The 22871-nt window shown below is 37.6% G+C and carries 23 protein-coding genes; all 23 read right to left on the minus strand.

The window, feature by feature from the left end; genetic code table 11:
• Window positions 1-8: 8 nt before the first annotated feature.
• The 23 genes from sucD to FH036_RS08030 all read right to left on the minus strand — a co-directional run bounded on the left by sucD (window position 9) and on the right by FH036_RS08030 (window position 22567).
• A complete protein-coding gene (gene sucD / locus FH036_RS07920; RefSeq protein ID WP_000115178.1) occupies window positions 9-911 on the minus strand; it encodes a succinate--CoA ligase subunit alpha in 903 nt (300 codons plus the stop codon).
• A gap of 19 nt (window positions 912-930) precedes the next feature.
• On the minus strand, window positions 931-2091 hold the full coding sequence (gene sucC, locus FH036_RS07925; protein WP_001020785.1) for an ADP-forming succinate--CoA ligase subunit beta: 1161 nt from the start codon (window positions 2089-2091) through the stop codon (window positions 931-933).
• A gap of 193 nt (window positions 2092-2284) precedes the next feature.
• Complete coding sequence (rnhB, locus tag FH036_RS07930) at window positions 2285-3058, minus strand: ribonuclease HII (RefSeq protein WP_001174718.1); 774 nt, start codon at window positions 3056-3058, stop codon at window positions 2285-2287.
• Window positions 3059-3109: 51 nt separating this feature from the next.
• A complete protein-coding gene (gene ylqF / locus FH036_RS07935) occupies window positions 3110-4000 on the minus strand; it encodes a ribosome biogenesis GTPase YlqF (protein ID WP_000236700.1) in 891 nt (296 codons plus the stop codon).
• 20 nt (window positions 4001-4020) lie between these two features.
• Window positions 4021-4572: a signal peptidase I gene (gene lepB / locus FH036_RS07940; RefSeq protein ID WP_000711860.1), complete on the minus strand. Its 552-nt coding sequence runs from the start codon at window positions 4570-4572 to the stop codon at window positions 4021-4023.
• A 101-nt stretch (window positions 4573-4673) separates the two neighbouring features.
• Window positions 4674-5018: a 50S ribosomal protein L19 gene (gene rplS / locus FH036_RS07945; protein WP_001186516.1), complete on the minus strand. Its 345-nt coding sequence runs from the start codon at window positions 5016-5018 to the stop codon at window positions 4674-4676.
• A gap of 146 nt (window positions 5019-5164) precedes the next feature.
• Window positions 5165-5899, minus strand: a complete 735-nt coding sequence (gene trmD / locus FH036_RS07950; RefSeq protein ID WP_000686892.1) for a tRNA (guanosine(37)-N1)-methyltransferase TrmD — start codon at window positions 5897-5899, stop codon at window positions 5165-5167.
• Entirely contained in the window at window positions 5899-6414 is a 516-nt protein-coding gene (rimM, locus tag FH036_RS07955; RefSeq protein ID WP_000170268.1) for a ribosome maturation factor RimM, read from the minus strand. Before rimM ends, trmD begins: the two co-directional genes overlap by 1 nt.
• Before the next feature lie 120 nt (window positions 6415-6534).
• Window positions 6535-6762, minus strand: a complete 228-nt coding sequence (locus FH036_RS07960; protein WP_000737403.1) for a KH domain-containing protein — start codon at window positions 6760-6762, stop codon at window positions 6535-6537.
• 14 nt (window positions 6763-6776) lie between these two features.
• Window positions 6777-7049 (minus strand): 30S ribosomal protein S16, encoded by a 273-nt coding sequence (gene rpsP / locus FH036_RS07965; protein WP_000268750.1) that lies wholly within the window; start codon window positions 7047-7049, stop codon window positions 6777-6779.
• Between the two features lie 100 nt (window positions 7050-7149).
• Window positions 7150-8499, minus strand: a complete 1350-nt coding sequence (gene ffh / locus FH036_RS07970; RefSeq protein ID WP_000863461.1) for a signal recognition particle protein — start codon at window positions 8497-8499, stop codon at window positions 7150-7152.
• A gap of 12 nt (window positions 8500-8511) precedes the next feature.
• Entirely contained in the window at window positions 8512-8844 is a 333-nt protein-coding gene (locus FH036_RS07975; protein ID WP_000891062.1) for a putative DNA-binding protein, read from the minus strand.
• Between the two features lie 133 nt (window positions 8845-8977).
• Window positions 8978-9967: a signal recognition particle-docking protein FtsY gene (gene ftsY / locus FH036_RS07980; RefSeq protein WP_000007646.1), complete on the minus strand. Its 990-nt coding sequence runs from the start codon at window positions 9965-9967 to the stop codon at window positions 8978-8980.
• Window positions 9968-9982: 15 nt separating this feature from the next.
• A complete protein-coding gene (gene smc, locus FH036_RS07985; RefSeq protein WP_044791574.1) occupies window positions 9983-13552 on the minus strand; it encodes a chromosome segregation protein SMC in 3570 nt (1189 codons plus the stop codon).
• Window positions 13553-13699: 147 nt separating this feature from the next.
• Window positions 13700-14437, minus strand: a complete 738-nt coding sequence (rncS, locus tag FH036_RS07990) for a ribonuclease III (protein WP_001146876.1) — start codon at window positions 14435-14437, stop codon at window positions 13700-13702.
• A 58-nt stretch (window positions 14438-14495) separates the two neighbouring features.
• On the minus strand, window positions 14496-14729 hold the full coding sequence (gene acpP / locus FH036_RS07995; protein WP_000786062.1) for an acyl carrier protein: 234 nt from the start codon (window positions 14727-14729) through the stop codon (window positions 14496-14498).
• A gap of 69 nt (window positions 14730-14798) precedes the next feature.
• Complete coding sequence (gene fabG, locus FH036_RS08000; protein WP_000911785.1) at window positions 14799-15539, minus strand: 3-oxoacyl-[acyl-carrier-protein] reductase; 741 nt, start codon at window positions 15537-15539, stop codon at window positions 14799-14801.
• Entirely contained in the window at window positions 15539-16483 is a 945-nt protein-coding gene (gene fabD, locus FH036_RS08005; protein ID WP_000516951.1) for an ACP S-malonyltransferase, read from the minus strand. Before fabD ends, fabG begins: the two co-directional genes overlap by 1 nt.
• Before the next feature lie 14 nt (window positions 16484-16497).
• Window positions 16498-17490, minus strand: a complete 993-nt coding sequence (plsX, locus tag FH036_RS08010; RefSeq protein ID WP_000684108.1) for a phosphate acyltransferase PlsX — start codon at window positions 17488-17490, stop codon at window positions 16498-16500.
• Complete coding sequence (gene fapR / locus FH036_RS08015) at window positions 17487-18080, minus strand: transcription factor FapR (RefSeq protein ID WP_000747352.1); 594 nt, start codon at window positions 18078-18080, stop codon at window positions 17487-17489. The genes plsX and fapR overlap by 4 nt, the downstream gene beginning before the upstream one ends.
• An 88-nt stretch (window positions 18081-18168) precedes the next feature.
• Window positions 18169-20217, minus strand: a complete 2049-nt coding sequence (recG, locus tag FH036_RS08020; RefSeq protein ID WP_001006880.1) for an ATP-dependent DNA helicase RecG — start codon at window positions 20215-20217, stop codon at window positions 18169-18171.
• A 288-nt stretch (window positions 20218-20505) separates the two neighbouring features.
• Entirely contained in the window at window positions 20506-22182 is a 1677-nt protein-coding gene (locus FH036_RS08025; RefSeq protein ID WP_000027110.1) for a DAK2 domain-containing protein, read from the minus strand.
• A 22-nt stretch (window positions 22183-22204) separates the two neighbouring features.
• A complete protein-coding gene (locus tag FH036_RS08030; protein ID WP_000021109.1) occupies window positions 22205-22567 on the minus strand; it encodes an Asp23/Gls24 family envelope stress response protein in 363 nt (120 codons plus the stop codon).
• Between the last annotated feature and the right edge of the window lie 304 nt (window positions 22568-22871).

Below are 22871 nucleotides of genomic sequence, written 5' to 3' on the forward strand. Positions count from 1 at the left end.
TCAACAGATTAGTAGTTTTTACAAGTCTCAAATAGACCTTTTTCTTTTAAGACAGAGATTAGCGTTTCACCCATAACTGCTGGAGTTTCCGCTACTTTAATACCACAAGCTTCCATCGTTTTAATCTTTTCTGCAGCAGTTCCTTTACCGCCAGAAATGATTGCACCAGCATGACCCATACGTTTGCCAGCAGGCGCTGTTTGGCCGCCAATGAAGCCTACAACAGGTTTTGTCATATTAGCTTTCACCCATTCAGCTGCCTCTTCTTCCGCTGTACCACCGATTTCACCAATCATAATTACAGCATGTGTTTCTTCATCTTCATTAAATGCTTTTAACGCATCAATAAAGTCTGTACCGTTAACAGGGTCTCCGCCGATACCTACAGCCGTAGATTGACCAATACCTTCTTGTGTTAACTGATGTACAGCCTCATACGTTAATGTACCAGAGCGAGATACGATACCTACATGACCTTTTTTATGAATGTACCCTGGCATAATACCAATTTTACATTCATCAGGTGTGATAACACCTGGGCAGTTCGGTCCAAGTAAACGTGTATGTTTACCAGCCATATATCTCTTTACATTTACCATATCTAATACAGGAATTCCTTCAGTAATACATACTACTAAATCAATTTCTGCATCAACTGCTTCCATAATTGCATCAGCCGCAAAAGCGGGTGGAACGTATACAACTGAAGCGTTTGCGCCTGTTGCTTTCACTGCATCTTCTACAGTATCAAATACTGGTACACCTTCAATATCAGTGCCACCTTTACCTGGCGTTACACCACCGACAATTTTCGTACCGTATTCTATCATTTGCTTTGTGTGGAATAACCCTTGAGAACCTGTAATACCTTGAACAATAACTTTTGTATCTTTATTAACTAATACGCTCATTTTTCTCCCCCGCTTTCTATTAGCCCACTAGTGAAACAATTTTTTGCGCACCGTCTGCCATAGATTCTGCTGCAACAATATTTAAGCCAGACTCATTTAAAATTTTCTTACCTAACTCTACGTTTGTACCTTCAAGACGTACAACTAAAGGCAATTCAAGACCTACTTGTTTCGTTGCTTCAATAACACCTTCTGCAATAACATCACACTTCATAATGCCACCAAAAATGTTAACGAAGATACCTTTTACATTTTTGTCAGAAAGGATAATTTTGAATGCTTCTGTAACCTTTTCAGCTGTCGCACCGCCACCAACATCTAAAAAGTTAGCTGGATCGCCATGGTAATGTTTAATGATATCCATAGTAGCCATCGCTAAACCTGCACCATTAACCATACAACCGATATTTCCATCTAAAGGAATGTAGTTTAAGTCATATTTAGAAGCTTCGATTTCTTTTGCATCTTCTTCATCAAGGTCACGAAGTTCTAAAATGTCTTTATGGCGATATAAAGCATTAGAGTCAAAGTTTAATTTCGCATCTAATGCCATAACTTTACCATCACCTGTTGTAACAAGTGGGTTAATCTCTGCGATAGAGCAATCTTTTTCGATAAAAGCACGGTATAAGCCCATCATAAACTTCACAGCTTGTCCTACAAGCTCTTTTGGAATATTGATGTTAAATGCAATTCGGCGTGCTTGGAAGCCTTGTAAGCCTACTGCTGGATCAATATATTCTTTAAAGATTTTTTCAGGTGTTTTTTCTGCTACTTCTTCAATTTCTGTTCCGCCTTCTTCAGAAGCCATTAAAACAACTTGAGAAGTTGCACGGTCTAAAACAAGACCTACATAATATTCTTTTTTAATATCGCAACCTTCTTCGATAAGTAAGCGTTTTACTTCCTTACCTTCAGGACCTGTTTGATGTGTCACAAGTGTAGTTCCTAAAATGCTCTCTGCATATGTACGAACTTCATCTAAATTTTTTGCAACTTTTACTCCGCCAGCTTTGCCGCGTCCACCAGCGTGAATTTGTGCTTTCACTACACATACATCCGTTCCCAATTCTTTCGCCGCTTCTACAGCTTCTTCTACTGTAAATGCAACCTTCCCGTTCGGAACGCTAACCCCATAGCTTCTAAGGACTGCCTTACCTTGGTACTCATGGATATTCATGGTCCCATCCTCCCCTGTTTTCCTGTTTTACTCGAAAAGTTTTTTAATGTTTAAAAAACATTACATTGCCATTGTATAAGATGATTGGCACGCTGTCTACAATAAAGTGTCAGAAAACTGAAATCGCTTTATTCTTTTTGGGAAATAGTAATGTTTATATGTCAAAATACAAAATAAGCTGCGTTTTCGCAGCTTATTTTTGAATCATATCTTTAATTGGCGCAAACGATTTTCGATGTTCTTCTAATATGCCATGCGCTTCAATCGCTTCTAAATGTTGTTTTGTGCCATATCCCATATGTTGTTCAAATCCATATGCAGGATACTTTTCTCCAAGCTCTTTCATCATACGATCTCTCGTTACTTTCGCAATAATGGATGCAGCTGAAATAGAAATACTTTTTGCATCACCTTTAATAATAGATGTTTGCGGAATTGGTGTAGGGAGTTTCATCGCATCAATTAATAAATATTGTGGTGTACAAGATAAATTCGCAACAGCATCTAACATCGCTTGTTTCGTCGCTTGATAAATATTTATTTCATCAATAACTTGCGGTGATACAATTCCAACTCCAATTGCAATTGCTTGCGCTTTAATTTCATCATAAAAACGCTCACGTTTCGCTTCACTCAGCTTTTTCGAATCGTTTAACCCTGGAATATAAAAGTCTTCCGGAAGAACGACAGCTGCCGTCACAACAGGCCCAGCTAACGGTCCACGACCTACTTCATCTATACCCGCGATATATGTGAGACCTTTTTCACGTAACGCATTTTCATATTTAGACATTTCTAGAAATTTTTCTTTTTCCTTTTGTGCTAACTCTTTTTGTTTATACCACTTCGAAATGAGCTTTTGTACCCCTTTACGTTCATCTTTCATTAATATCTGAAAGCGGTCGTCCTCTTCACTTATAATCTCTTGCAGTAAATGTTCCGCCTCTTGAATCGTCACTTTTTGCATTCATGCCACTCCCTTTATATACAAAAAAGAAAAGACGTACAAACGCACGTCTTATACTTCTTCTACTTTTTCTGCATCTTCTGTCTGCTCTGCAAACTCTTCTGGTGTTTCAAACGTCATTTTTCCAAGTTTGCCACCACGAAGCTCACGAAGTACAAGTTCAGATGTTTTATCATAATCAATCATTCCGCCGCCCATTAAACAGCCTCGGTTTTTTCCAATCGCATCAAATAACTCCACGATATCTTCTGGAATGTCATTTAAATTATAGCGCTCTTTTAATCGCTCTGGGTAATGTTTCTCCATAAAACGTAGCGCATAAACAGCTACGTCTTGTAGATTTAAAATAGAATCTTTAATTGCACCAGTCGTAGCTAGACGTAATCCAACTAATTGGTCCTCAAATTTAGGCCATAGTATACCTGGTGTATCAAGTAATTCCATTTCCTTCCCAACTTTAATCCATTGCTGAGCTGTTGTCACACCAGGACGATCTCCTGTTTTAGCAATATTTTTCTTCGCTAACTTATTAATCAACGTAGATTTACCAACATTCGGTATCCCCACAATTAATGCACGAATCGCTCTCGGTCTAATACCTTTTGCAACCATTTTATCAAATTTCTCTTTCACTAACACTTTACAAGCCGCCGCAATTTCCTTCATACCTTGTCCAGCCTGTGCGTTAATTGAAATTGCCATATGGCCTTTTTCTTTAAAATATGCGATCCATTGCTTTGTTAAACGATCATCTGCCATATCCGCTTTATTTAAAACAACAAGCCTCGGTTTATGTGTAATAATCTCATCGATCATCGGATTTCGAGAAGATAAAGGTAATCGAGCATCTACAAGCTCAATTACAACATCAATTAACTTTAATTTTTCTGTTACTTGGCGTCTAGCCTTTGCCATATGTCCCGGGAACCATTGAATTACCATGTTGCCACCTTCTTTTTCTTTTATTTCACAATACGAGCATCTTTTAACGGCCAATATAGTATATTTGCCTTTCCAATCACTTGGTCCATTGAAATTGTACCAATCGAACGGCTATCTTTACTAAAACGACGATTATCGCCTAAAACAAATAATTGACCTTCTGGAACAGTTTTCTTCCCTGTCATTTCTTCAAGAGTGAAATCATATGTAAGCGGTCCGTCAGCAATTTGTTTTTTCTGCTTGTCTAAATACGGCTCCTCATAAGTCTTTCCGTTAACATATAGTTTATCATTACGATACTCTATTTCATCGCCTGGCAGGCCGATAATACGCTTAATATAATCTTTATCTTCCGTTGCTCGGAATACAATAATATCAAATCGTTTCGGATCTCCTATGTGATAACCAATTTTATTAACAATCATTCGATCGCGATCATGTAATGTAGACGCCATCGATACTCCATCTACGAGAATTGGCGCAAAGAAAAACTGTCTAATAACACCTGCTAATACAACAGCTATCAAAATTGCCTTGATCCATTCCCAAAGTGAACTCTTTTCTTTCTTCATGCTTTTCCCCTCCACGATTATGTAAGCTGATCGTATTATATCAAAATTTTATATAGATTGGAAAAAGGGAGCTTGTGCATTTACAAGCTCCCATACATGTCTTATCGAATTTCTTTAATACGTGCTTTTTTACCGCGAAGGTTACGTAAGTAGTATAACTTAGCACGACGTACTTTACCACGGCGAAGTACTTCGATTTTCGCGATTCTTGGCGTGTGAACTGGGAATGTACGCTCTACACCTACACCGTAAGAAATCTTACGAACTGTGAATGTTTCACTGATTCCGCCACCACGACGTTTAATTACAACACCTTCGAAAAGCTGAATTCTTTCACGAGTTCCCTCAACTACTTTTACGTGTACACGTAAAGTGTCTCCAGGACGGAATGAAGGAAGGTCAGTTTTTAATTGGCCTTTTGTAATTTCTGCGATTAATTGTTGCATATTAAATTCTCTCCTTTAAACAGATGCTCTTATAAAGTCTAAATAAATTACAGCGGAACATCGTTAATACGGCTACTGATTTCAGCAGCACAAGTGTTATAATAGCATATTGCTAAGGCTGTTGCAATAGAAAATATATCAAGCACTTATTTGCCTTCTTTAATCTGTTCTAGCCACTTCTTTTCTTGCTTAGACAATTCTCGTTCTTCTAGTAAATCCGGTCTACGCGTGTACGTACGACGTAGTGATTCTTTATGTCGCCATTCATCAATATTTTTATGATTTCCCGACATTAATACATCTGGCACTTTCATACCACGAAAATCAGCTGGACGTGTATAATGAGGATGCTCTAATAAACCTGTACTAAACGAATCCTCGACTTGTGAAGCATGATTTCCTAGTACTCCTGGAAGGAGACGTACGACACTATCAGTTATAACCATAGAGGCTAACTCTCCACCCGTTAATACATAGTCACCGATAGAAATCTCATCTGTTACGAGATGTTCACGAATTCGTTCGTCATATCCTTCATAATGCCCACATACAAAGATTAAATGTTCTTCCTCTGCAAGCTCTTCCGCTTTCTTCTGAGTAAACCTTTCACCTTGCGGACACATTAAGACAACTCGCGGCTTCCGCTCTGTCTCTTTCGTTAAATCTTCTACAGCATCAAAAATAGGCTGAGGAGTTAACACCATCCCAGCGCCGCCACCATACGGATAATCATCCACACTATTATGCTTACTCGTTGTATAATCGCGGAAATTGACAACACGAAGCTCTACCGCTTCTTTTTCTTGTGCTTTCTTTAAAATTGAAGATCCAAACACACCTGTAAACATATCTGGAAACAAAGTTAAAATGTCAATTTTCATTATAGTAGCCCTTCCATTACATGAATGGTTACTAATTTATTCTCAATGTTAACTTGAAGCACAACATCATCAATATAAGGAATTAACAAATCTTGACCTTTTGGACGTTTAATTACCCAAACATCATTTGCACCAGGAGATAGAACTTCTTTTATTGTCCCTAGCGCTTCTCCTTCTTCCGTTACAACGTTGCAACCAATAATTTCATGATAGTAGTATTCACCTTCAGCTAGTTCGCCTAATTGATCTTCAGGTACTTTTAAAAGAGAACCTTTAAACTGTTCTACTTCATTTACATTCCCATATCCTTCAAATGTCAATAAATCAAATGTTTTATGTTGACGATGAGAAGTAATCTTTACTGGGAAAGGCTCTCCACCTTTTTCATTCGATATGTATAACGTATTCCCTACCTTATATCGCTCTTCTGGAAAATCAGTACGAGAAACCACACGAATTTCTCCTTTTACGCCATGAGTATTTACAATTTTTCCTACGTTAAACCATTTTGTCATAAACAGTATGTCACCCCTGGTTTCTATATAAATTAAGCATCCCCATTTCACATATGGAACATGCAACTTCTCTTTAAATATTAAAAAAGGGAGAGGAATAACTCCTCGCCCTTTTTACGTTTATTGAATTTCCAGTGTTACTTTTTCACTATTGTGATGTCCCACTGAATACAAGAGCATTCGAATTGCTTTCGCAACTTTCCCTTGTTTTCCAATGACTTTTCCAACATCCTCAGGATGTACAGTTAATCGATACTTTATCTCTCCGTTGTAAAGTTCCTGTGTAACTTTTACATCTTCAGGATAATCGACAAGAGGCTTGACAATCGTCTCGACTAACTTCTTCATAGTCATTGCCTCAATTACTTACCTTGTTTAGATAAGTGGAATTTCTCCATGATACCTTGGTTAGAGAATAAGTTACGAACTGTATCAGATGGTTTAGCACCATTTCCTAACCATTTTAATGCTGCTTCTTCGTTGATCTTAACTTCAGCTGGTTGAGCAACCGGATTGTAAGTACCGATTTCCTCAATGAAACGTCCGTCACGAGGAGAACGAGAATCTGCAACAACTACACGATAGAAAGGAGTTTTTTTAGCTCCCATACGTTTTAAACGAATTTTAACTGCCATTTATAAAGCACCTCCGAATTTATTTCACACAGATAATTATATTAGCAAAAAGACTATTGCTTTGTAAAGTATTTTTTCTTAACAGAGCCATCTTTTTTCCTTACATGAATGGAAACTTCAATCCACCTAGTCCTTTTTTCTTACCTTTTTGCATTCCAGTCATCGTTTTCATCATTTTTTTCATATCATCAAATTGCTTGATTAAACGATTGATTTCTTGTACCGTTGTACCGCTACCTTTGGCAATGCGTTTTTTGCGACTAGCATTGATTATTTCCGGTTGTTCTCGCTCTAATTTAGTCATAGAACGAATAATTGCCTCAATATGCCCAATTTGTTTTTCATCAACTTGTGCATTTTTCAGCCCTTTAATTTTATTTGCACCAGGAAGCATTCCTAACAATTCATCAAGCGGTCCAAGTTGACGCACTTGTCCAAGTTGTTCTAGGAAATCGTCAAGTGTAAACGAAAGCGTACGCATTTTTTGCTCAAGTTCTTTTGCTTTCTCTTCATCAACTGTAGCTTGCGCTTTTTCAATTAATGTTAAGACGTCTCCCATCCCTAAAATACGGGATGCCATACGTTCTGGATGGAACGCTTCAAGTGCATCTAGTTTTTCACCCATACCAGCAAATTTAATTGGCGTATTTGTAACAGCTTTAATAGACAATGCCGCACCACCGCGCGTATCACCATCCAGCTTCGTTAATACAACCCCTGTTAAACCTAGCTGTTCATGGAAACTTTGTGCAACATTAACCGCGTCTTGTCCTGTCATCGCATCGACAACAAGGAAAATTTCATCCGGTTTCGCAACTTCTTTCACTTTCGCTAATTCATCCATTAGTTCTTCATCAATATGCAGGCGACCTGCTGTATCAATTAAAACATAATCATGATGATCTTCTTTCGCTTTTGCAATCGCTTGTTTCGCAATTTCAACAGGACTTACTTGATCTCCTAAAGAGAATACAGGCATGTCCAATTGCTTCCCTAATGTTTCAAGCTGTTTAATCGCTGCAGGACGGTAAATATCCGCCGCAACAAGCATTGGTTTACGATTATGCTTTTTACGAAGCAAATTCGCAAGCTTACCTGTCGTCGTTGTTTTACCTGCACCTTGCAGACCAACCATCATAATAACAGTCGGTGGCTTATTAGCAACAGCAATTTTGCTTTGCTCTCCGCCCATAAGTTCTGTAAGTTCTTCCTGTACAACCTTAATTACTTGTTGTCCAGGTGTCAAACTTTTCATTACATCTTGTCCGACAGCACGTTCAGATACACGCTTTACAAAATCTTTTACTACTTTAAAGTTAACGTCCGCTTCTAAAAGAGCTAGACGAACTTCTCTCATCATTTCTTTCACATCGGCTTCAGAAACTTTTCCTTTGCCGCGGATTTTTTGCATCGTCTGTTGAAGTCGGTCGGCTAATCCTTCAAATGCCATATTGCCGCCCTCCTAATCTAATTTTTCGATAGCTTCAACAACTTGTTTCATTTCTTCATTCACATGCTCTTCTTCGCTGATTAGCTGTTTTAGCTTTGCAACAAGTCGCTGTCGCTCTTGAAACTTTTGAAGTAATACTAATTTTTCTTCATATTCTTCAAGCATCGCTTCAGTCCGTTTAATGTTATCATACACGGCTTGGCGACTCACATCAAATTCTTCCGCAATTTCACCAAGAGATAAATCATCTAGATAATAAAGCGACATATAACTTCTTTGTTTTTGCGTTAACAACGATTGATAAAAATCAAATAAATAGTTCATTCTCGTTGTTTTTTCGAGCATGTTGGATCATCCTTTGTTAAGTGATTTCCCTTTACATGAATTAGTTTACATGGAGTACAAAAGAGTGTCAAGTTTTTTTCTTAACATCTCATATTTTTATGGAAAAAGAAGCGGAAAATACCGCTTCTTTCACTTATACTTCTTCTGTTTCTACTAAGTTCGCAAATAAACCATATACATATTGTTCTGGATCGAACTGTTGCAGATCATCCATTTGCTCTCCTAATCCAACGAATTTCACCGGTACATCCATTTCGTTACGAATTGCTAATACAATACCACCTTTAGCAGTTCCATCTAACTTCGTTAAAACAATACCAGTCACATTCGTTGCTTCACGGAATGTTTTCGCTTGACTTAAACCGTTTTGTCCTGTTGTTGCATCAATAACAAGTAATACTTCATGAGGAGCTCCTGGTACTTCACGCTCAATTACACGCTTTACCTTCTCTAACTCTTTCATTAAGTTTACTTTATTTTGTAAACGTCCTGCTGTATCACATAGTAATACATCTACTTTACGTGCTTTTGCAGCTTGTACAGCGTCATACATAACCGCTGCTGGATCAGACCCTGATCCTTGTTTAATCACTTCTACCCCAACGCGATCGCCCCATACTTCTAATTGTTCAATCGCTCCAGCACGGAATGTATCTCCTGCTGCTAATAAGACAGACTTACCTTCTGATTTAAACTTATGAGCCATCTTACCAATTGTTGTCGTTTTACCTACACCATTCACACCAACAAATAAAACAACTGTCAAGCCATCCTTTTGCTCATTAATTTCATTAGTAAAATCACTGTCACCTTTATAAATCTCTATTAATTTTTCCGAAATAACAGCTTGTACTTCTTTTGGATCTTGAATATTACGACGTTGTACTTCTTCTTTCAGCTGGTCGATTAATTCCATCACTGTCGAAACGCCAACATCTGCACCGATTAAAATTTCTTCTAATTCTTCGAAGAAATCTTCATCTACTTTACGGTAACGAAAGACTAAATCATTTACTTTATCTGCAAACGAATTTCTCGTTTTTTCTAATCCTTGTTTAAACTTCTCTGTTACCGTATCTGTTTGTTTTGAAATTTTTTCTTTTAGTTTTTTAAAAAAGCTCATACTGTCCCATCCTTTCTATTTGCTTGCAACTAGTTCTTCTCCATCATCTAAACGAACAGAAACAAGTTTAGATACCCCTGACTCTTGCATTGTTACACCGTACAATACGTCAGACTCTTCCATTGTACCTTTTCTATGTGTAATTACAATAAACTGTGTCTCATCACTAAATTTCTTTAAATACTGAGCAAAACGGGCAACGTTTGCCTCATCAAGAGCAGCCTCTACCTCATCTAATACACAGAATGGGACTGGGCGCACTTTTAAAATACCAAATAGCAGCGCAATTGCCGTTAAAGCACGCTCTCCACCTGAAAGTAAACCTAAGTTTTGCAGTTTCTTCCCTGGCGGTTGCGCTACGATATCAATACCCGTATTTAATAAGTCCTCTGGATTCGTCATAACTAAATCCGCTCTACCGCCTCCAAATAATTCAGAGAACACCGATTGAAACTCCATTCGAATTCCTTCAAACGTAGTAGAAAAGCGTTTTTTCATTTCTTCATCCATTTCAGTAATAAGTTGGTGCAATGTCGTTTTTGCTTCTTCTAGATCATCTTTTTGCTCTAGTAAGAATGTATGACGCTCTGCCACACGCTCATACTCATCAATTGCTCCTAAGTTTACTGTACCTAGCTCTTCGATGGAGAGTTTAATTAGTTTCACCTTTTTACGTGCATCCTCAGCAGGCATCACCATTGTATACTTCAGTTTTGCCGCTTCAAATGAAATCGTATATGTTTCACGTAAATGTTGTAATCTATTTTCTAACTCTACATCAAGTCGGTTTATTTTTACCTCTTGATCTTTCAACATCTCAAGAATGTATTTATGTTTACCTGTTGTTTCTTTCAGGTTACGCTCTAACTGTTCTACTCTTTCTTGTAACGATACACGTTGTTCACGACGAGAGCGAATTAACTCTGAAGTTTGATTACGATCATATGCTTTCTTCTCAATCATATTCGTAATTTGTTCTTCACCACTTGAATTCGATGTCATTTCTTGTTTTAAGAATGCTAAATCCTCTTTCGTTTTGACAAGCGTTGCATCGGTTTCTTCTTTTTCCTTCGTCAATCGTTCTACTTTTTCTTTTTGATTAGATAAGCGTTGTTGCTTTTCAGCTGCTAACACTTTTAACTCAGTCATTTCTTTTTGAACTTTTTCTTTCGAAGAATGTTGCTCACTTTTTTGTTTTGTTAAAGCTGTGATTTTGCTATCTAATTCCGTAATCTCTGCCTGAAGAGTCGCTAAAATCTTTTCTAACTCTTCTTTACGGCCTTGCATTTTCACTTGGTCTTGCAAGAACCCTTCAATCTCTAAATCGTAAATAGATAAACGATCATTAATACGATGTTCTTCTAATTCTAAGCGACTAATTTCTTCTCTTAATTTCTGTTCATCTACACGCTCTGCTTCTACACTTTGCCTTAGTTCGCGTATTTGCACTTCTTTTTCTTGAATCTCTTGTTTTACTGCTTTAACAAAGTTTTCTAACTTCGTTGTTTTTTCTTCCATATCAGTTAACTTACTCGTCCACTCTTCTAGTTCACGTTGACGTCCTAATAAAGATGATTTCGCCTGTTTTACCGCTCCACCCGTCATAGAACCGCCAGGGTTTACTACATCACCTTCGATTGTTACAATGCGATAACGGTATTGCAATTGTTTCGCCAACTCATTCGCTCCGCGTAAATCTTTTGCAACAATAACAGTACCTAATAAATTTGAAACTACATTTTCATATTTATTGTTATATTGCACGAGTTCTGCTGCCACACCTACAAACGATGGGTGCTGATTTACAATACGTAATTGCTCAAATGATAACGATCTACCTTTAATAACAGCTTGCGGTAAAAACGTTGCTCGTCCATGTTTATTTTGTTTTAAAAACGCAATTGCATTACGAGCATGTTCTTCTTTTTGTACAACTATATGCTGCATCGCTGCACCTAGAGCAATTTCCATTGCAATTTCATATTCTTTCGGTACCGTTAGCAGTTCTGCAACAGCACCCTCAATACCTTGCAACCTATTTTCTCTAGCTTTTAATACTTCACGTACCCCTTGATAGAAGCCAGAGTAGTCCTCTTGCATCTCTTCTAGCATTTCTTTTCGAGAACGTGCCTGTTGTACAAATTGATATGCTTGATACAGTTTTGTTTCGTTTTCACTATACTGCGCCTTGCATTTCCCAAGTGCCGCTTCTGTCTTTTGTATATTCGAAAGGATTCCAGCTACTTTTTCTTTTACTTGTTCATAACTTTCCACAAGTTTTGTCTTTTTCGCTGTAATTTCCATACGCATTTCTACATATTTCGCATTTTCTTCATCAAGGCGTTCATTTTTTGAGTTTTGTTGTCTAGATTGTTCTTCAATCATAGATAACTCATTACGATGACTAGCTTGTTGATTTAAAAGTTCAATATAGTCACCTTTTAAATTCTCAATTTGCTCTTCTAAATTGTCAGCAAACGTTGCAAGTAATTGCTCATTATCATGCAATTTCGTCTCCAACTCTTTTACATGATTTACAAATTGCATCAATACTTCTGTACTCGATTCAATTTCACCATCATAACTTGTAGCTTTCTCTGTTAATTCAACAATTAACTGTTCGAGTTGTGCACAATGCGTCGTTGCATTTTGCTTTCTCTCTTTTAATAGCTCACGTTGTCCTTCTAACTTTTCTAGCTCTTTACTAGAAAGCAAAAGTACTTCTTGCAGGGAATCTACAGACTCATCTACTGCTTGTAATTGGCCTCGTAATTCCTCTAACTCTTCTTCACCTTTTTGTAAATGCGTTGACATTTTCGCTTCTTCGTTTTTATTATGCCCAAACTGATTTCGAAGCGCTTCCCATTTCTCATGTAATTCTTCAATTTCATGTACAATAAGCGCCGCTTCTACTTTCTCTAATTCTTCTTTTTTCTCGAGATAATCCTTTGCAATAGAAGCTTGTCTTTCTAAAGGTTCTACTTGACTACTTAATTCGTGAATTATATCTTGTACACGATTTAAGTTTTCTTGTGTGTCTGCTAATTTACCTTCAGCTTTCTTTTTACGAAGTTTGTATTTCAGCACTCCCGCCGCTTCTTCAAATACACCACGACGTTCTTCTGATTTACTACTTAAAATTTCTTCAACTTTCCCCTGGCTAATAATCGAAAAAGCTTCTCTTCCCATACCAGAGTCCATAAATAAATCGATAATATCTTTCAACCTGCATGATTGTTTATTAATATAAAAATCACTATCACCAGAACGAGATACACGACGCGTTACACACACCTCATTATATTCAATCGGTAAACGTTGATCTTCATTATTTAAAGTTAATGTTACTTCAGCAACATTAACCGCTCTTCTCGTATCACTACCTGCAAAAATAATATCTTCCATCTTTGCACCACGTAATGATTTTGCCGATTGTTCACCAAGTACCCAACGAATGGCATCAGTAATATTACTTTTCCCGCTTCCATTAGGTCCTACTACAGACGTTACACCTGGGACAAAATCGACAGATACACGCTCAGCAAAAGACTTAAATCCTGCTATTTCTAATCTTTTTAAAAACACGAAAGGCCTTCCTCCTATTCTCCGTTGCTATAAATGTTGTTTATACAAAAACAAACGATTATACGGATTTCATTTCCTTACATTTATAAACGAAAGGAAAGTTTCATTCTATGCACAAGGAATCCCCCTCATTCAAAGGGGGATTCCTTATAGTTGTTCTTTTAACTTTTTCAACGCTTCTGCAGCAGCTTGTTGCTCTGCTTCTTTTTTCGACTTGCCACTACCAAGACCTAAGGCCACGTTATTTAACGTAACACGTGACACAAATTCTCGATTGTGAGCCGGTCCTTTTTCTTGCAAAATTTGATACTCAATATTGCCACTACCATCACGCTGAATCAACTCTTGTAATTGACTCTTATAATCCATCACATGAGAAAAAGCACCTTCATTAATTTTAGGGTATACAATTTCTTTTAAGAAGCCCCATACTGTTTCTAACCCTTGATCAAGATAAAGGGCACCAATAAACGCTTCAAAGACATCCGCTAATAAAGCTGGTCGTTCACGTCCGCCTGTCATTTCCTCACCTTTTCCTAATAAAACTAGGCTACCAAATGACAACTCGTTTGCAAAACGAACAAGAGATGGTTCACATACAATAGCTGCACGTAGTTTTGTTAACTCTCCTTCGCTCATTGTCGGATATTTTTGAAACAGATACTGCGATACAGTAAGTTCCAATACTGCATCTCCAAGGAATTCGAGACGCTCATTGTCTTCATGCGGTTTTTTTCGATGCTCATTCACATACGATGAATGCGTAAATGCTTGAATCAATAATTTTTCATCTGTAAACGTAATACCTATTTTTTCTTGAAATACTTTAAACGCTTCACGATATTTTGTTTCGTATTTTTTTTCTCTATATTTACGGTACGGCATAGGTCCCTCCAGATATAAGCCGAGAAGCCCCGCTAAAAAACGGGACTTCATTCAAGCATTATAGATGACTCTCTATGTAAGTCACAGCATCGCCAACAGTAGCAATCTTTTCAGCATCTTCATCAGAAATTTCCATTTCGAATTCGTCTTCTAATTGCATTACAAGTTCTACTACATCTAGGGAGTCTGCTCCTAAATCTTCCTTGAAGCTTGCAGCTGGTACTACTTCTGTTTCTTCTACTCCTAAACGATCAACGATAATTTTTGTTACACGCTCTAAAACATCTGCCATTCCATTCACCTCCCCTCAAATATTATATTAAATATTGTCCAAAAAAACTAGCTGAAATCGATTCTTTTATTACATTACCATACCGCCATCAACATTTAACGTTTGACCTGTAATATATTTGCTTTGATCAGAAGCAAAAAACGTTACAGCATTTGCGATATCTTGCGCTTCCCCAAACTGAGCTGCAGGAATTAATTTTAACATTTCAGCTTTTATATTTTCATCTAATACGTCTGTCATATCTGTCGCAATAAATCCAGGAGCAATTGCATTTACAGTAATATTACGGCTTGCTAACTCTTTTGCTGATGTTTTTGTTAATCCGATTACACCTGCTTTAGCAGCAACATAGTTTGCTTGTCCTGGGTTTCCCGTTACTCCGACAACAGAAGCGATATTTACAATACGTCCTTGACGTTGACGCATCATATATCGAGATACTGCCTTTGTACATAAGAATACACCTTTTAAGTTTGTATTAATAACTGTATCCCATTCTTCTTCTTTCATACGCATTAATAAATTATCTTTTGTTACACCTGCATTATTTACAAGAATATCAACTTGTCCAAATACATCTACAGTTTGTTTCACCATATTTGTAACGTCTTCAGCATTTGCAACATCTGCTCTTACTGCAATTGCATCCGAACCTAGTTTCTTTATTTCATCAACTACTTCATTTGCCTTTTGCTCGTTACCAGCATAGTTTACTACAACATTTGCCCCTTGTTTTGCTAAATCAATCGCAATTGCACGACCAATTCCACGTGAAGCACCCGTTACTAATGCTACTTTCCCTTTTAACATCAGTTTTCTCCTCTCAAATTTGAAATGGTATCTTGTAATGTCTCTTCATCGTATATCGCGTATGCTTTCACTGATGAATCAATTGACTTCATAAGTCCAGCAAGTACTTTCCCAGGTCCAATCTCAATAAATGTATCTACCCCTTGACTCACCATATATTCAATGGATGGATACCATAAGACAGGCGAATAGAGCTGCTCGATTAGCTTTTCTTGAATATGTGCACCACTTGTAATAACGTCTGCTGTTACATTTGCGATTACCGGAATATTCGTATCTTGAATTGTAATTTCATTTAAGACACTTTGGAATTTCTCCGCCGCTGGCTTCATAAGCGCAGAGTGGAACGGTCCACTTACTTTAAGCGGAATTGCTCTCTTTGCACCATGTTCTTTCGCTCTTTGAGAAGCAATCTCGACTCCTTGCTTTGTTCCAGAAATCACAATTTGCTTCGTACTATTCATATTAGCAATTTGTACTGCATACCCTTCACTTGTTACTTCTTCTGTAACTTGTTTCAGCATATGTGGATCAGCACCTAAAATAGCCGCCATTGCACCTTCTCCGCCAGGAACAGCTTCTTCCATATATTCCCCACGTTTCCTTACAGCATATACTGCATCCTCAAAAGTTAATGCACCCGCTGCTACAAGAGCGCTATACTCACCTAAACTATGCCCTGCGACAAAGTCTGGTGTAATATCATATTCTTTTAAAGCTGTCAAAATAGCAAAACTCGTTGTTAATAAAGCAGGTTGAGCATTTGTTGTTAACGTAAGCTTTTCCTGCGGCCCTTCAAAAATCACTTCTGAAAGTGAGTCTTGCAACACCTCATCTGCTTTTGCAAATACATTTGCAACCTCTTTATTATTCTCTGCTAACTGTTTACCCATTCCAACTGCCTGTGAACCTTGGCCCGGAAAAAGAAATGCTAGTTTTCCCATTTCAAACCCTCCTCTTATTGGAGTGGCTCTTTCTCCATTACGCTTGAAATAGTAGGAATAACTTCTTTCGCTACCATTTCTCTCGTTTGACGAATCGCACTAAATATCGATTGGTCATTGGAAGAACCGTGAGCCTTAATGACAGGAGCCTTCAATCCAAATAATGCCGCTCCTCCATACTCCGAATAATCCATTTTATCTTTTAATACCATAAGTTTTGGCTTTAATACCGCTGCTGCTAATTTGCTCGTAAACGAACTCATTAGCTGTTCTTTTAACATAGAGAATAATGCAAGTGCTGTTCCTTCTAATGATTTCAGTGCTACATTCCCTGTAAAACCATCACATACAACAACATCTGCTACACCTTGCAATAAATCTCTTGATTCAACGTTCCCAACGAAATTAATTGGGGCATCTTTAAGCATTGCAAAGACTTGTTTTGAAAGCTCGTTACCTTTACCATCTTCTGTTCCAACGTTTAAAAGTCCAACGCGAGGATTTTTAATTCCTCTTACTTTCTCAGCGTATACAGATCCCATTACTGCATATTGATATAAATGAATTGGTTTTGCATCAACGTTCGCTCCAACATCTAACATAACAAAACCTTCTCCATCAACAGTTGGCATTGTAGGGGATAAAGCTGGTCGCTCAATTCCTTCCATACGACCTACAACAAACAATCCAGCCGCCATTAAAGCTCCTGTACTACCAGCTGATATACAAGCATCCGCTACACCGTCTTTCACTTGCTGCGCCGCAAGTACCATTGAAGCCTGTTTTTTTCGACGAACCGCTCTTACTGGTTCATCTGTCGATTCAATTTTTTCGTCTGTATGAAGTATAGTAATTCGTTCTTCACTCGTTAAGTATTGACGAATTTCCTCTTCTTTCCCCACTAACGTAATATGTAAATCAGAATATTCCTTAATAGCTTTCATTGCTCCTAGTACGACAGCCTTTGGAGCATGATCGCCGCCCATTGCATCTATTGCGATTTTCATAAGTTGTTACCTTCCTCACTATAATTACTAGATCGATACATTTCAAAAGTGCCTGTAAAAACAAGTTCTTCTCCAACAAAGCTACGCACTTTGACAACCGTCCGCCCTTTATCATTCTCTACATCTTCCACGCGCGCTTTTGCAACAACACGCTCTCCTAATTTTACAGGACGAATGTATCGAATGGTGGACTTTGCAGTTAAAGCTAATTCTTCATCAATAACCGCAACAGCTAGTGAGTTTGCTTGTGCAAACAAATGATGCCCACGGGCAATTTGATTTCTTTTAAATACGTGTTCTACCTTCACTTCAAAAATAGAAATCGCATGTCTATCTAATTCTATATCAATAATTTCTCCGACAACCTCTTCTAACGGTAAAGATTTCACATCTTCTTCATGTTGCTTTGTAGCTACATGTTTAATTCTTTCTCTTAATTCAGGAATAGATAATTCCATACGATCAAGACGTACAGTTTGTATACTCACTTGAAATTTTTCTGCTAAATCTTCATCCGTAATAAAAGGATTCGTTTCTATCGTTTGTTGTAATAATTCTTGTCTTTCTTTTTTACTTCTTCTTTTTTTCATACCGCACCATCCATTTTTATGACTAGGTACTAACAGTAGTATATAATCATTAAAAGTAGAATGCAACAAAAACTTTTGTTGCCTCCCTTTAATCGAGCTTCTCTCCCTGGAACACACCTGTCCCATCAAGATACGTACGCAACGACGCATATTGATCATTATGCCAAAATGCTTCTGAATCTACTAGTAACGCCGCATCTTGTCTAGCTGTTTCTAGCGCCCGATAATCATGTACCATATCAGCAACCTTGAATTCTGGTAAACCACTTTGCTTACTCCCAAAGAAATCTCCAGGACCTCTTAACTCTAAATCTTTTTCCGACAATACAAATCCATCATTCGTTTCGGTCATAATACGCATTCGTTCTTTTCCCGTTTCCGATTTTGGATCCGCGATTAATAAACAATACGATTGTTCACTACCACGCCCAACACGTCCTCTTAGCTGATGAAGCTGTGATAAACCGAAACGCTCTGCATCATAAATAACCATTACAGTCGCATTCGGTACGTTCACACCTACTTCAACAACTGTTGTCGATACAAGAATTTGCACTTTATTTTCACTAAATTGTCCCATTATCTCTTCTTTTTCTTGAGATGATAATCTTCCATGCATTAATCCAACTTGACATTTCCCCTGATAATGATGAGTCAGCATACTATGTAAATCGATTGCATTTTGCACATCAAGTTTCTCAGATTCTTCAATAAGAGGACAAATAACATATGCTTGTCTTCCTTTTTTTATCTCTTTCTCTACAAAACCGAGAACACGATCTAACATGTCATGTTTTGCCCAGTATGTTTCAATTACCTTTCTACCAGCCGGCATCTCATCGATTATAGAAACATCCATCTCTCCAAATGCAGTAATTGCTAACGTACGTGGAATCGGGGTCGCTGTCATAAATAATACGTCTGGACTCTCGCCTTTCTCACGTAAAACTCGTCGCTGCGCTACACCAAATCGATGTTGTTCATCAGTAATCACGAGACCTAACCTATGAAAGATCACTTCATCTTGAATTAAAGCATGTGTTCCAACAAGGATATCTATTTCTCCTTGTTCTAATTTTGCCAAAATCTCTCGGCGTCTCACACCTTTAACTGAACTTGTTAACAATTCAACCTTCATACCAAAGTGCGAGAACGTCTCTGCGAGCGATTGATAATGTTGTTCTGCTAAAATTTCTGTTGGAACCATTAAAGCACCTTGATAATGCGCTAATTTTGCTGCATAAAGACCAATTGCAGCAACCACCGTTTTACCAGAACCTACATCACCTTGCAACAGACGATTCATTCGATAAGGAGATGTCATATCTTTCATAATTTCATCTACAACTCGGCGTTGCGCACCAGTTAACGGAAACGGAAGTGCATCGATAAACTCTTGCAATTCTTCTGAAGGAATTTCTTTTTTCGTCCCTTTCGAATTTTCCCTCTCCATTTTCCGTAACGTTTGCATTTTTAACTGAAATAAGAAAAACTCCTCATATACAAACCGGCGACGCGCTTGCTTCAAGTCTTCCTGCCCCGATGGAAAATGCAAAGCCCGAAGTGCTTCATAACGTGGCAGTAATTTATACCGACTTAGCAATCCATCTGGTAACACTTCAACTATAGAGTCTCCATACTCCTTTAACGCTTGTGCAATAAAACGGCGCATCTGTTTTACTGTAAGTTTCCCTTTCACTGAGTACACAGGCTCCACTTCTTGTTGACGTACAACCGGTCCAAAATGAAGTTCTGATACCGCAATCGTTTGACGATGCTGATCCCATTTACCAGTAATCGTTACCGTTTCATCTAAATTTAACTTCTGCTTATAGTACGGCCTATTAAAACATACAGCTGTAATTAAATAACGACCTACGAGGACACGAACCGTAAGACGCGACTTCTTCTTCCCGTAATATTGCAGTAAAGGAGCACTATGAACTTTTCCCTCAACTGTTACACGTTCATCATGCTTTACTTCTGCAAGATCTTTCATCGCATAGTCTTCATAACGGTACGGAAAATGTTCTAATAGATGAGAAACTGTATAAATTCCCATCTCGTGTAGTAATTCAGATGTTTCTCCTCCGATTCCCTTTACATCCGTAACAGGAACTTGTACAACTTCATTCAAGATTCTCACGCTCCGTCACATTATTTTTTGATTCATTATCCATTAACATGATTGACATCTGTAATCGCTCTCTTTCACCCTATATATTCTATCATAGGCATTCTAAGAGAAACTACTCAAATCCCTCATAAACAACACGAAAGAAAAGAGCCTCACTATTAGCAGCAAGGCTCTTTTTTATCTTCAATATGCTAGCCTTTTGAATAAAAACTAGTAATAAACTTCATATTACTACTTATTATCCATTAGCAAGTAAGTAATCCATTTATTTTCAAAACGAATTTTTTCTTATTCTACAGAGAAGATGAAAGAATACACCGGTTGGTTTCCAGCATGTACTTCCACTTCTGCATCTTCAAAATTCTCTTCTACAAACTCAACTAATTCAGCTACTTCTTCATCAGTTGCATCTTCACCTTGTAGAATCGTTACGATTTCAGAATCTTCATCAATTAGTGCTTCTAGTAATTGCTTCGCAGCTCCTACTTTTTCAGCATTTGTTGATACGATTTTTCCATCTGCGATACACATGAAATCATCTTTTTGAATTGCCACACCATCAATTTCCGTATCACGTACAGCATACGTAATTTGACCTGTTTTCACATGAGATAAAGCTTCTTTCATGTTTTCTTCATTTTCCTCTAGCGTTCCAACTGGATTAAATGCTAACATTGCAGCCATACCTTGAGGAACTGTTTTTGAACGAACTACAATCACTTCTTGATCCACAACTGACGCTGCTTGTTCTGCTGCCATTACGATATTCCCGTTGTTCGGTAAAATAATGATTTTTTCAGCGTTTGCTTCTTCAATCGCCTTCACGATATCCTCAGTACTTGGATTCATCGTTTGGCCACCTTCGATAACTTTCGTCGCGCCAATGCTTTCAAATAAAGTTTTAATACCAGATCCCATAGCTACAGTTACGATACCATATGGTTGTTTCTCTTTAGGCTGGCTAGTTGGCTCAGGCATCATAGCAGGCTCATCTAATAAAGCGGTATGCTGTTCACGCATATTCTCTACTTTAATCTTTATTAAACTACCGTAACGTTGTCCGTAGTTCATAGCGTCTCCAGGATGTTCTGCATGAATATGAACTTTTACAATTTCATCATCAGATACAACTAGTAGTGAATCACCATACACACTAATATCTTCACGGAATTTTTGTTCAGAGAAATTATGTTCTTTCACTTTATCAGCTTCTAATTTCACCATGAACTCCGTACAATATCCATACTTAATATCTTCTGTACTCAATTGGCTTTGTACACTACGGTGATGTTCTGCGCGCACCATTTCATTCATAGATGGTTGGGCAGGTGCATCAGAAGAAATCGTTTCTCCTTTTAAGTCAGCTAAAAACCCTTCGTAAACTACTACAAGACCTTTACCACCGCTATCTACAACGCCAACTTGTTTTAATACAGGTAATAAATCTGGCGTACGATTTAACGATGCATTTGCTTCTTTCACAACGTCTTCCATAAACAAAACAAAGTCGCGCTGTTTTTTCGCAACTGTTACTGCATATTTACCCGTTTCTCTTGCAACCGTTAAAATCGTTCCTTCAATCGGTTTCATAACCGCTTTGTAAGCCGCCTCTACTCCAGCTTCTAAAGCTGCAGCAAAATCAACTGTTGTTAATTCTTCTTTTTGTTCAATGGATTTCGAGAAACCACGGAACAACTGAGATAAAATAACTCCAGAGTTACCACGAGCTCCCATTAATAATCCTTTGGCTAAACTTACGCCGACTTTACCAGCATGTTGTGAAGGATTTGCTTTCACTTCACGTGCGCCTGAAGTCATAGATAAGTTCATGTTTGTACCGGTATCGCCATCTGGAACTGGAAATACGTTTAATGCATCAACAAGCTGAACATTATTCGTTAAATTATTCGCTCCTTGAATGATCATTTGTGATAAACGTTTTCCATCAATTTTTTGAATTGACACAGATTTTCCTCCTTAATGCACATTACAAGTTTATTACTTTAACTCCTTGTACGTAGATGTTTACAGAATCTACTGCTAGTCCTACAGTTTGATCTAATGTATATTTCACTTTCGTCTGCACGTTATGTGCTACTTCTGAAATTTTCGTACCATAGCTCACAATAATATACATATCAATATGTACTTCATCTTCATCTTTACGAACAATAACACCTCTAGTGAAATTTTCTTTTCGTAAAATGTCTGTTAATCCATCTTTTAACTGATTTTTTGATGCCATACCTACGATACCGTAGCAATCTACCGCGGCACCTCCAGCAATTGTTGCAATTACATCTGTACTAATATCAATTTGACCGTACTTCGTTTTAATTTCAATTGACATCTCGTTTTCCCCCTTCATAAATGGTGAAAGTGAGTTAGACTACTTTAGTTACTATCATATAATCTTTTTAAAGAAAATTCCATCGTTCTTTCTTTTTCACTCTCATATTTTATGTTGAAAACTACACTTTTTTATGATGAGCAAAATAGTCCATTGTTATTATACAACATGTATCACTATAATATGTCAAGCAATTTTTCTTGATTTCAACTTTTCTTCATTAACATATAGTGTCAAGTAATTTTTCTTGATTTCTTTTTTCTACAGTGTTGCATTCTCTTTTTAGTTGTGTTAAATTATAGTA

This window comes from Bacillus sp. CD3-5 (assembly GCF_006349665.1).
GTDB classification, from domain to species: Bacteria; Bacillota; Bacilli; order Bacillales; family Bacillaceae_G; genus Bacillus_A; species Bacillus_A paranthracis.

Coding starts and splice junctions, on each gene's coding strand:
- sucD (WP_000115178.1), bottom strand. CDS start 911: ATGAGCGTATTAGTTAATAAAGATACAAAAGTTATTGTTCAAGGTATT.
- sucC (WP_001020785.1), bottom strand. CDS start 2,091: ATGAATATCCATGAGTACCAAGGTAAGGCAGTCCTTAGAAGCTATGGG.
- rnhB (WP_001174718.1), bottom strand. CDS start 3,058: ATGCAAAAAGTGACGATTCAAGAGGCGGAACATTTACTGCAAGAGATT.
- ylqF (WP_000236700.1), bottom strand. CDS start 4,000: ATGGTAATTCAATGGTTCCCGGGACATATGGCAAAGGCTAGACGCCAA.
- lepB (WP_000711860.1), bottom strand. CDS start 4,572: ATGAAGAAAGAAAAGAGTTCACTTTGGGAATGGATCAAGGCAATTTTG.
- rplS (WP_001186516.1), bottom strand. CDS start 5,018: ATGCAACAATTAATCGCAGAAATTACAAAAGGCCAATTAAAAACTGAC.
- trmD (WP_000686892.1), bottom strand. CDS start 5,899: ATGAAAATTGACATTTTAACTTTGTTTCCAGATATGTTTACAGGTGTG.
- rimM (WP_000170268.1), bottom strand. CDS start 6,414: ATGACAAAATGGTTTAACGTAGGAAAAATTGTAAATACTCATGGCGTA.
- FH036_RS07960 (WP_000737403.1), bottom strand. CDS start 6,762: ATGAAGAAGTTAGTCGAGACGATTGTCAAGCCTCTTGTCGATTATCCT.
- rpsP (WP_000268750.1), bottom strand. CDS start 7,049: ATGGCAGTTAAAATTCGTTTAAAACGTATGGGAGCTAAAAAAACTCCT.
- ffh (WP_000863461.1), bottom strand. CDS start 8,499: ATGGCATTTGAAGGATTAGCCGACCGACTTCAACAGACGATGCAAAAA.
- FH036_RS07975 (WP_000891062.1), bottom strand. CDS start 8,844: ATGCTCGAAAAAACAACGAGAATGAACTATTTATTTGATTTTTATCAA.
- ftsY (WP_000007646.1), bottom strand. CDS start 9,967: ATGAGCTTTTTTAAAAAACTAAAAGAAAAAATTTCAAAACAAACAGAT.
- rncS (WP_001146876.1), bottom strand. CDS start 14,437: ATGCCGTACCGTAAATATAGAGAAAAAAAATACGAAACAAAATATCGT.
- acpP (WP_000786062.1), bottom strand. CDS start 14,729: ATGGCAGATGTTTTAGAGCGTGTAACAAAAATTATCGTTGATCGTTTA.
- fabG (WP_000911785.1), bottom strand. CDS start 15,539: ATGTTAAAAGGGAAAGTAGCATTAGTAACGGGTGCTTCACGTGGAATT.
- fabD (WP_000516951.1), bottom strand. CDS start 16,483: ATGGGAAAACTAGCATTTCTTTTTCCGGGCCAAGGTTCACAGGCAGTT.
- plsX (WP_000684108.1), bottom strand. CDS start 17,490: ATGAAAATCGCAATAGATGCAATGGGCGGCGATCATGCTCCAAAGGCT.
- fapR (WP_000747352.1), bottom strand. CDS start 18,080: ATGAAAAAAAGAAGAAGTAAAAAAGAAAGACAAGAATTATTACAACAA.
- FH036_RS08030 (WP_000021109.1), bottom strand. CDS start 22,567: ATGTCAATTGAAATTAAAACGAAGTACGGTCAAATTGATATTAGTACA.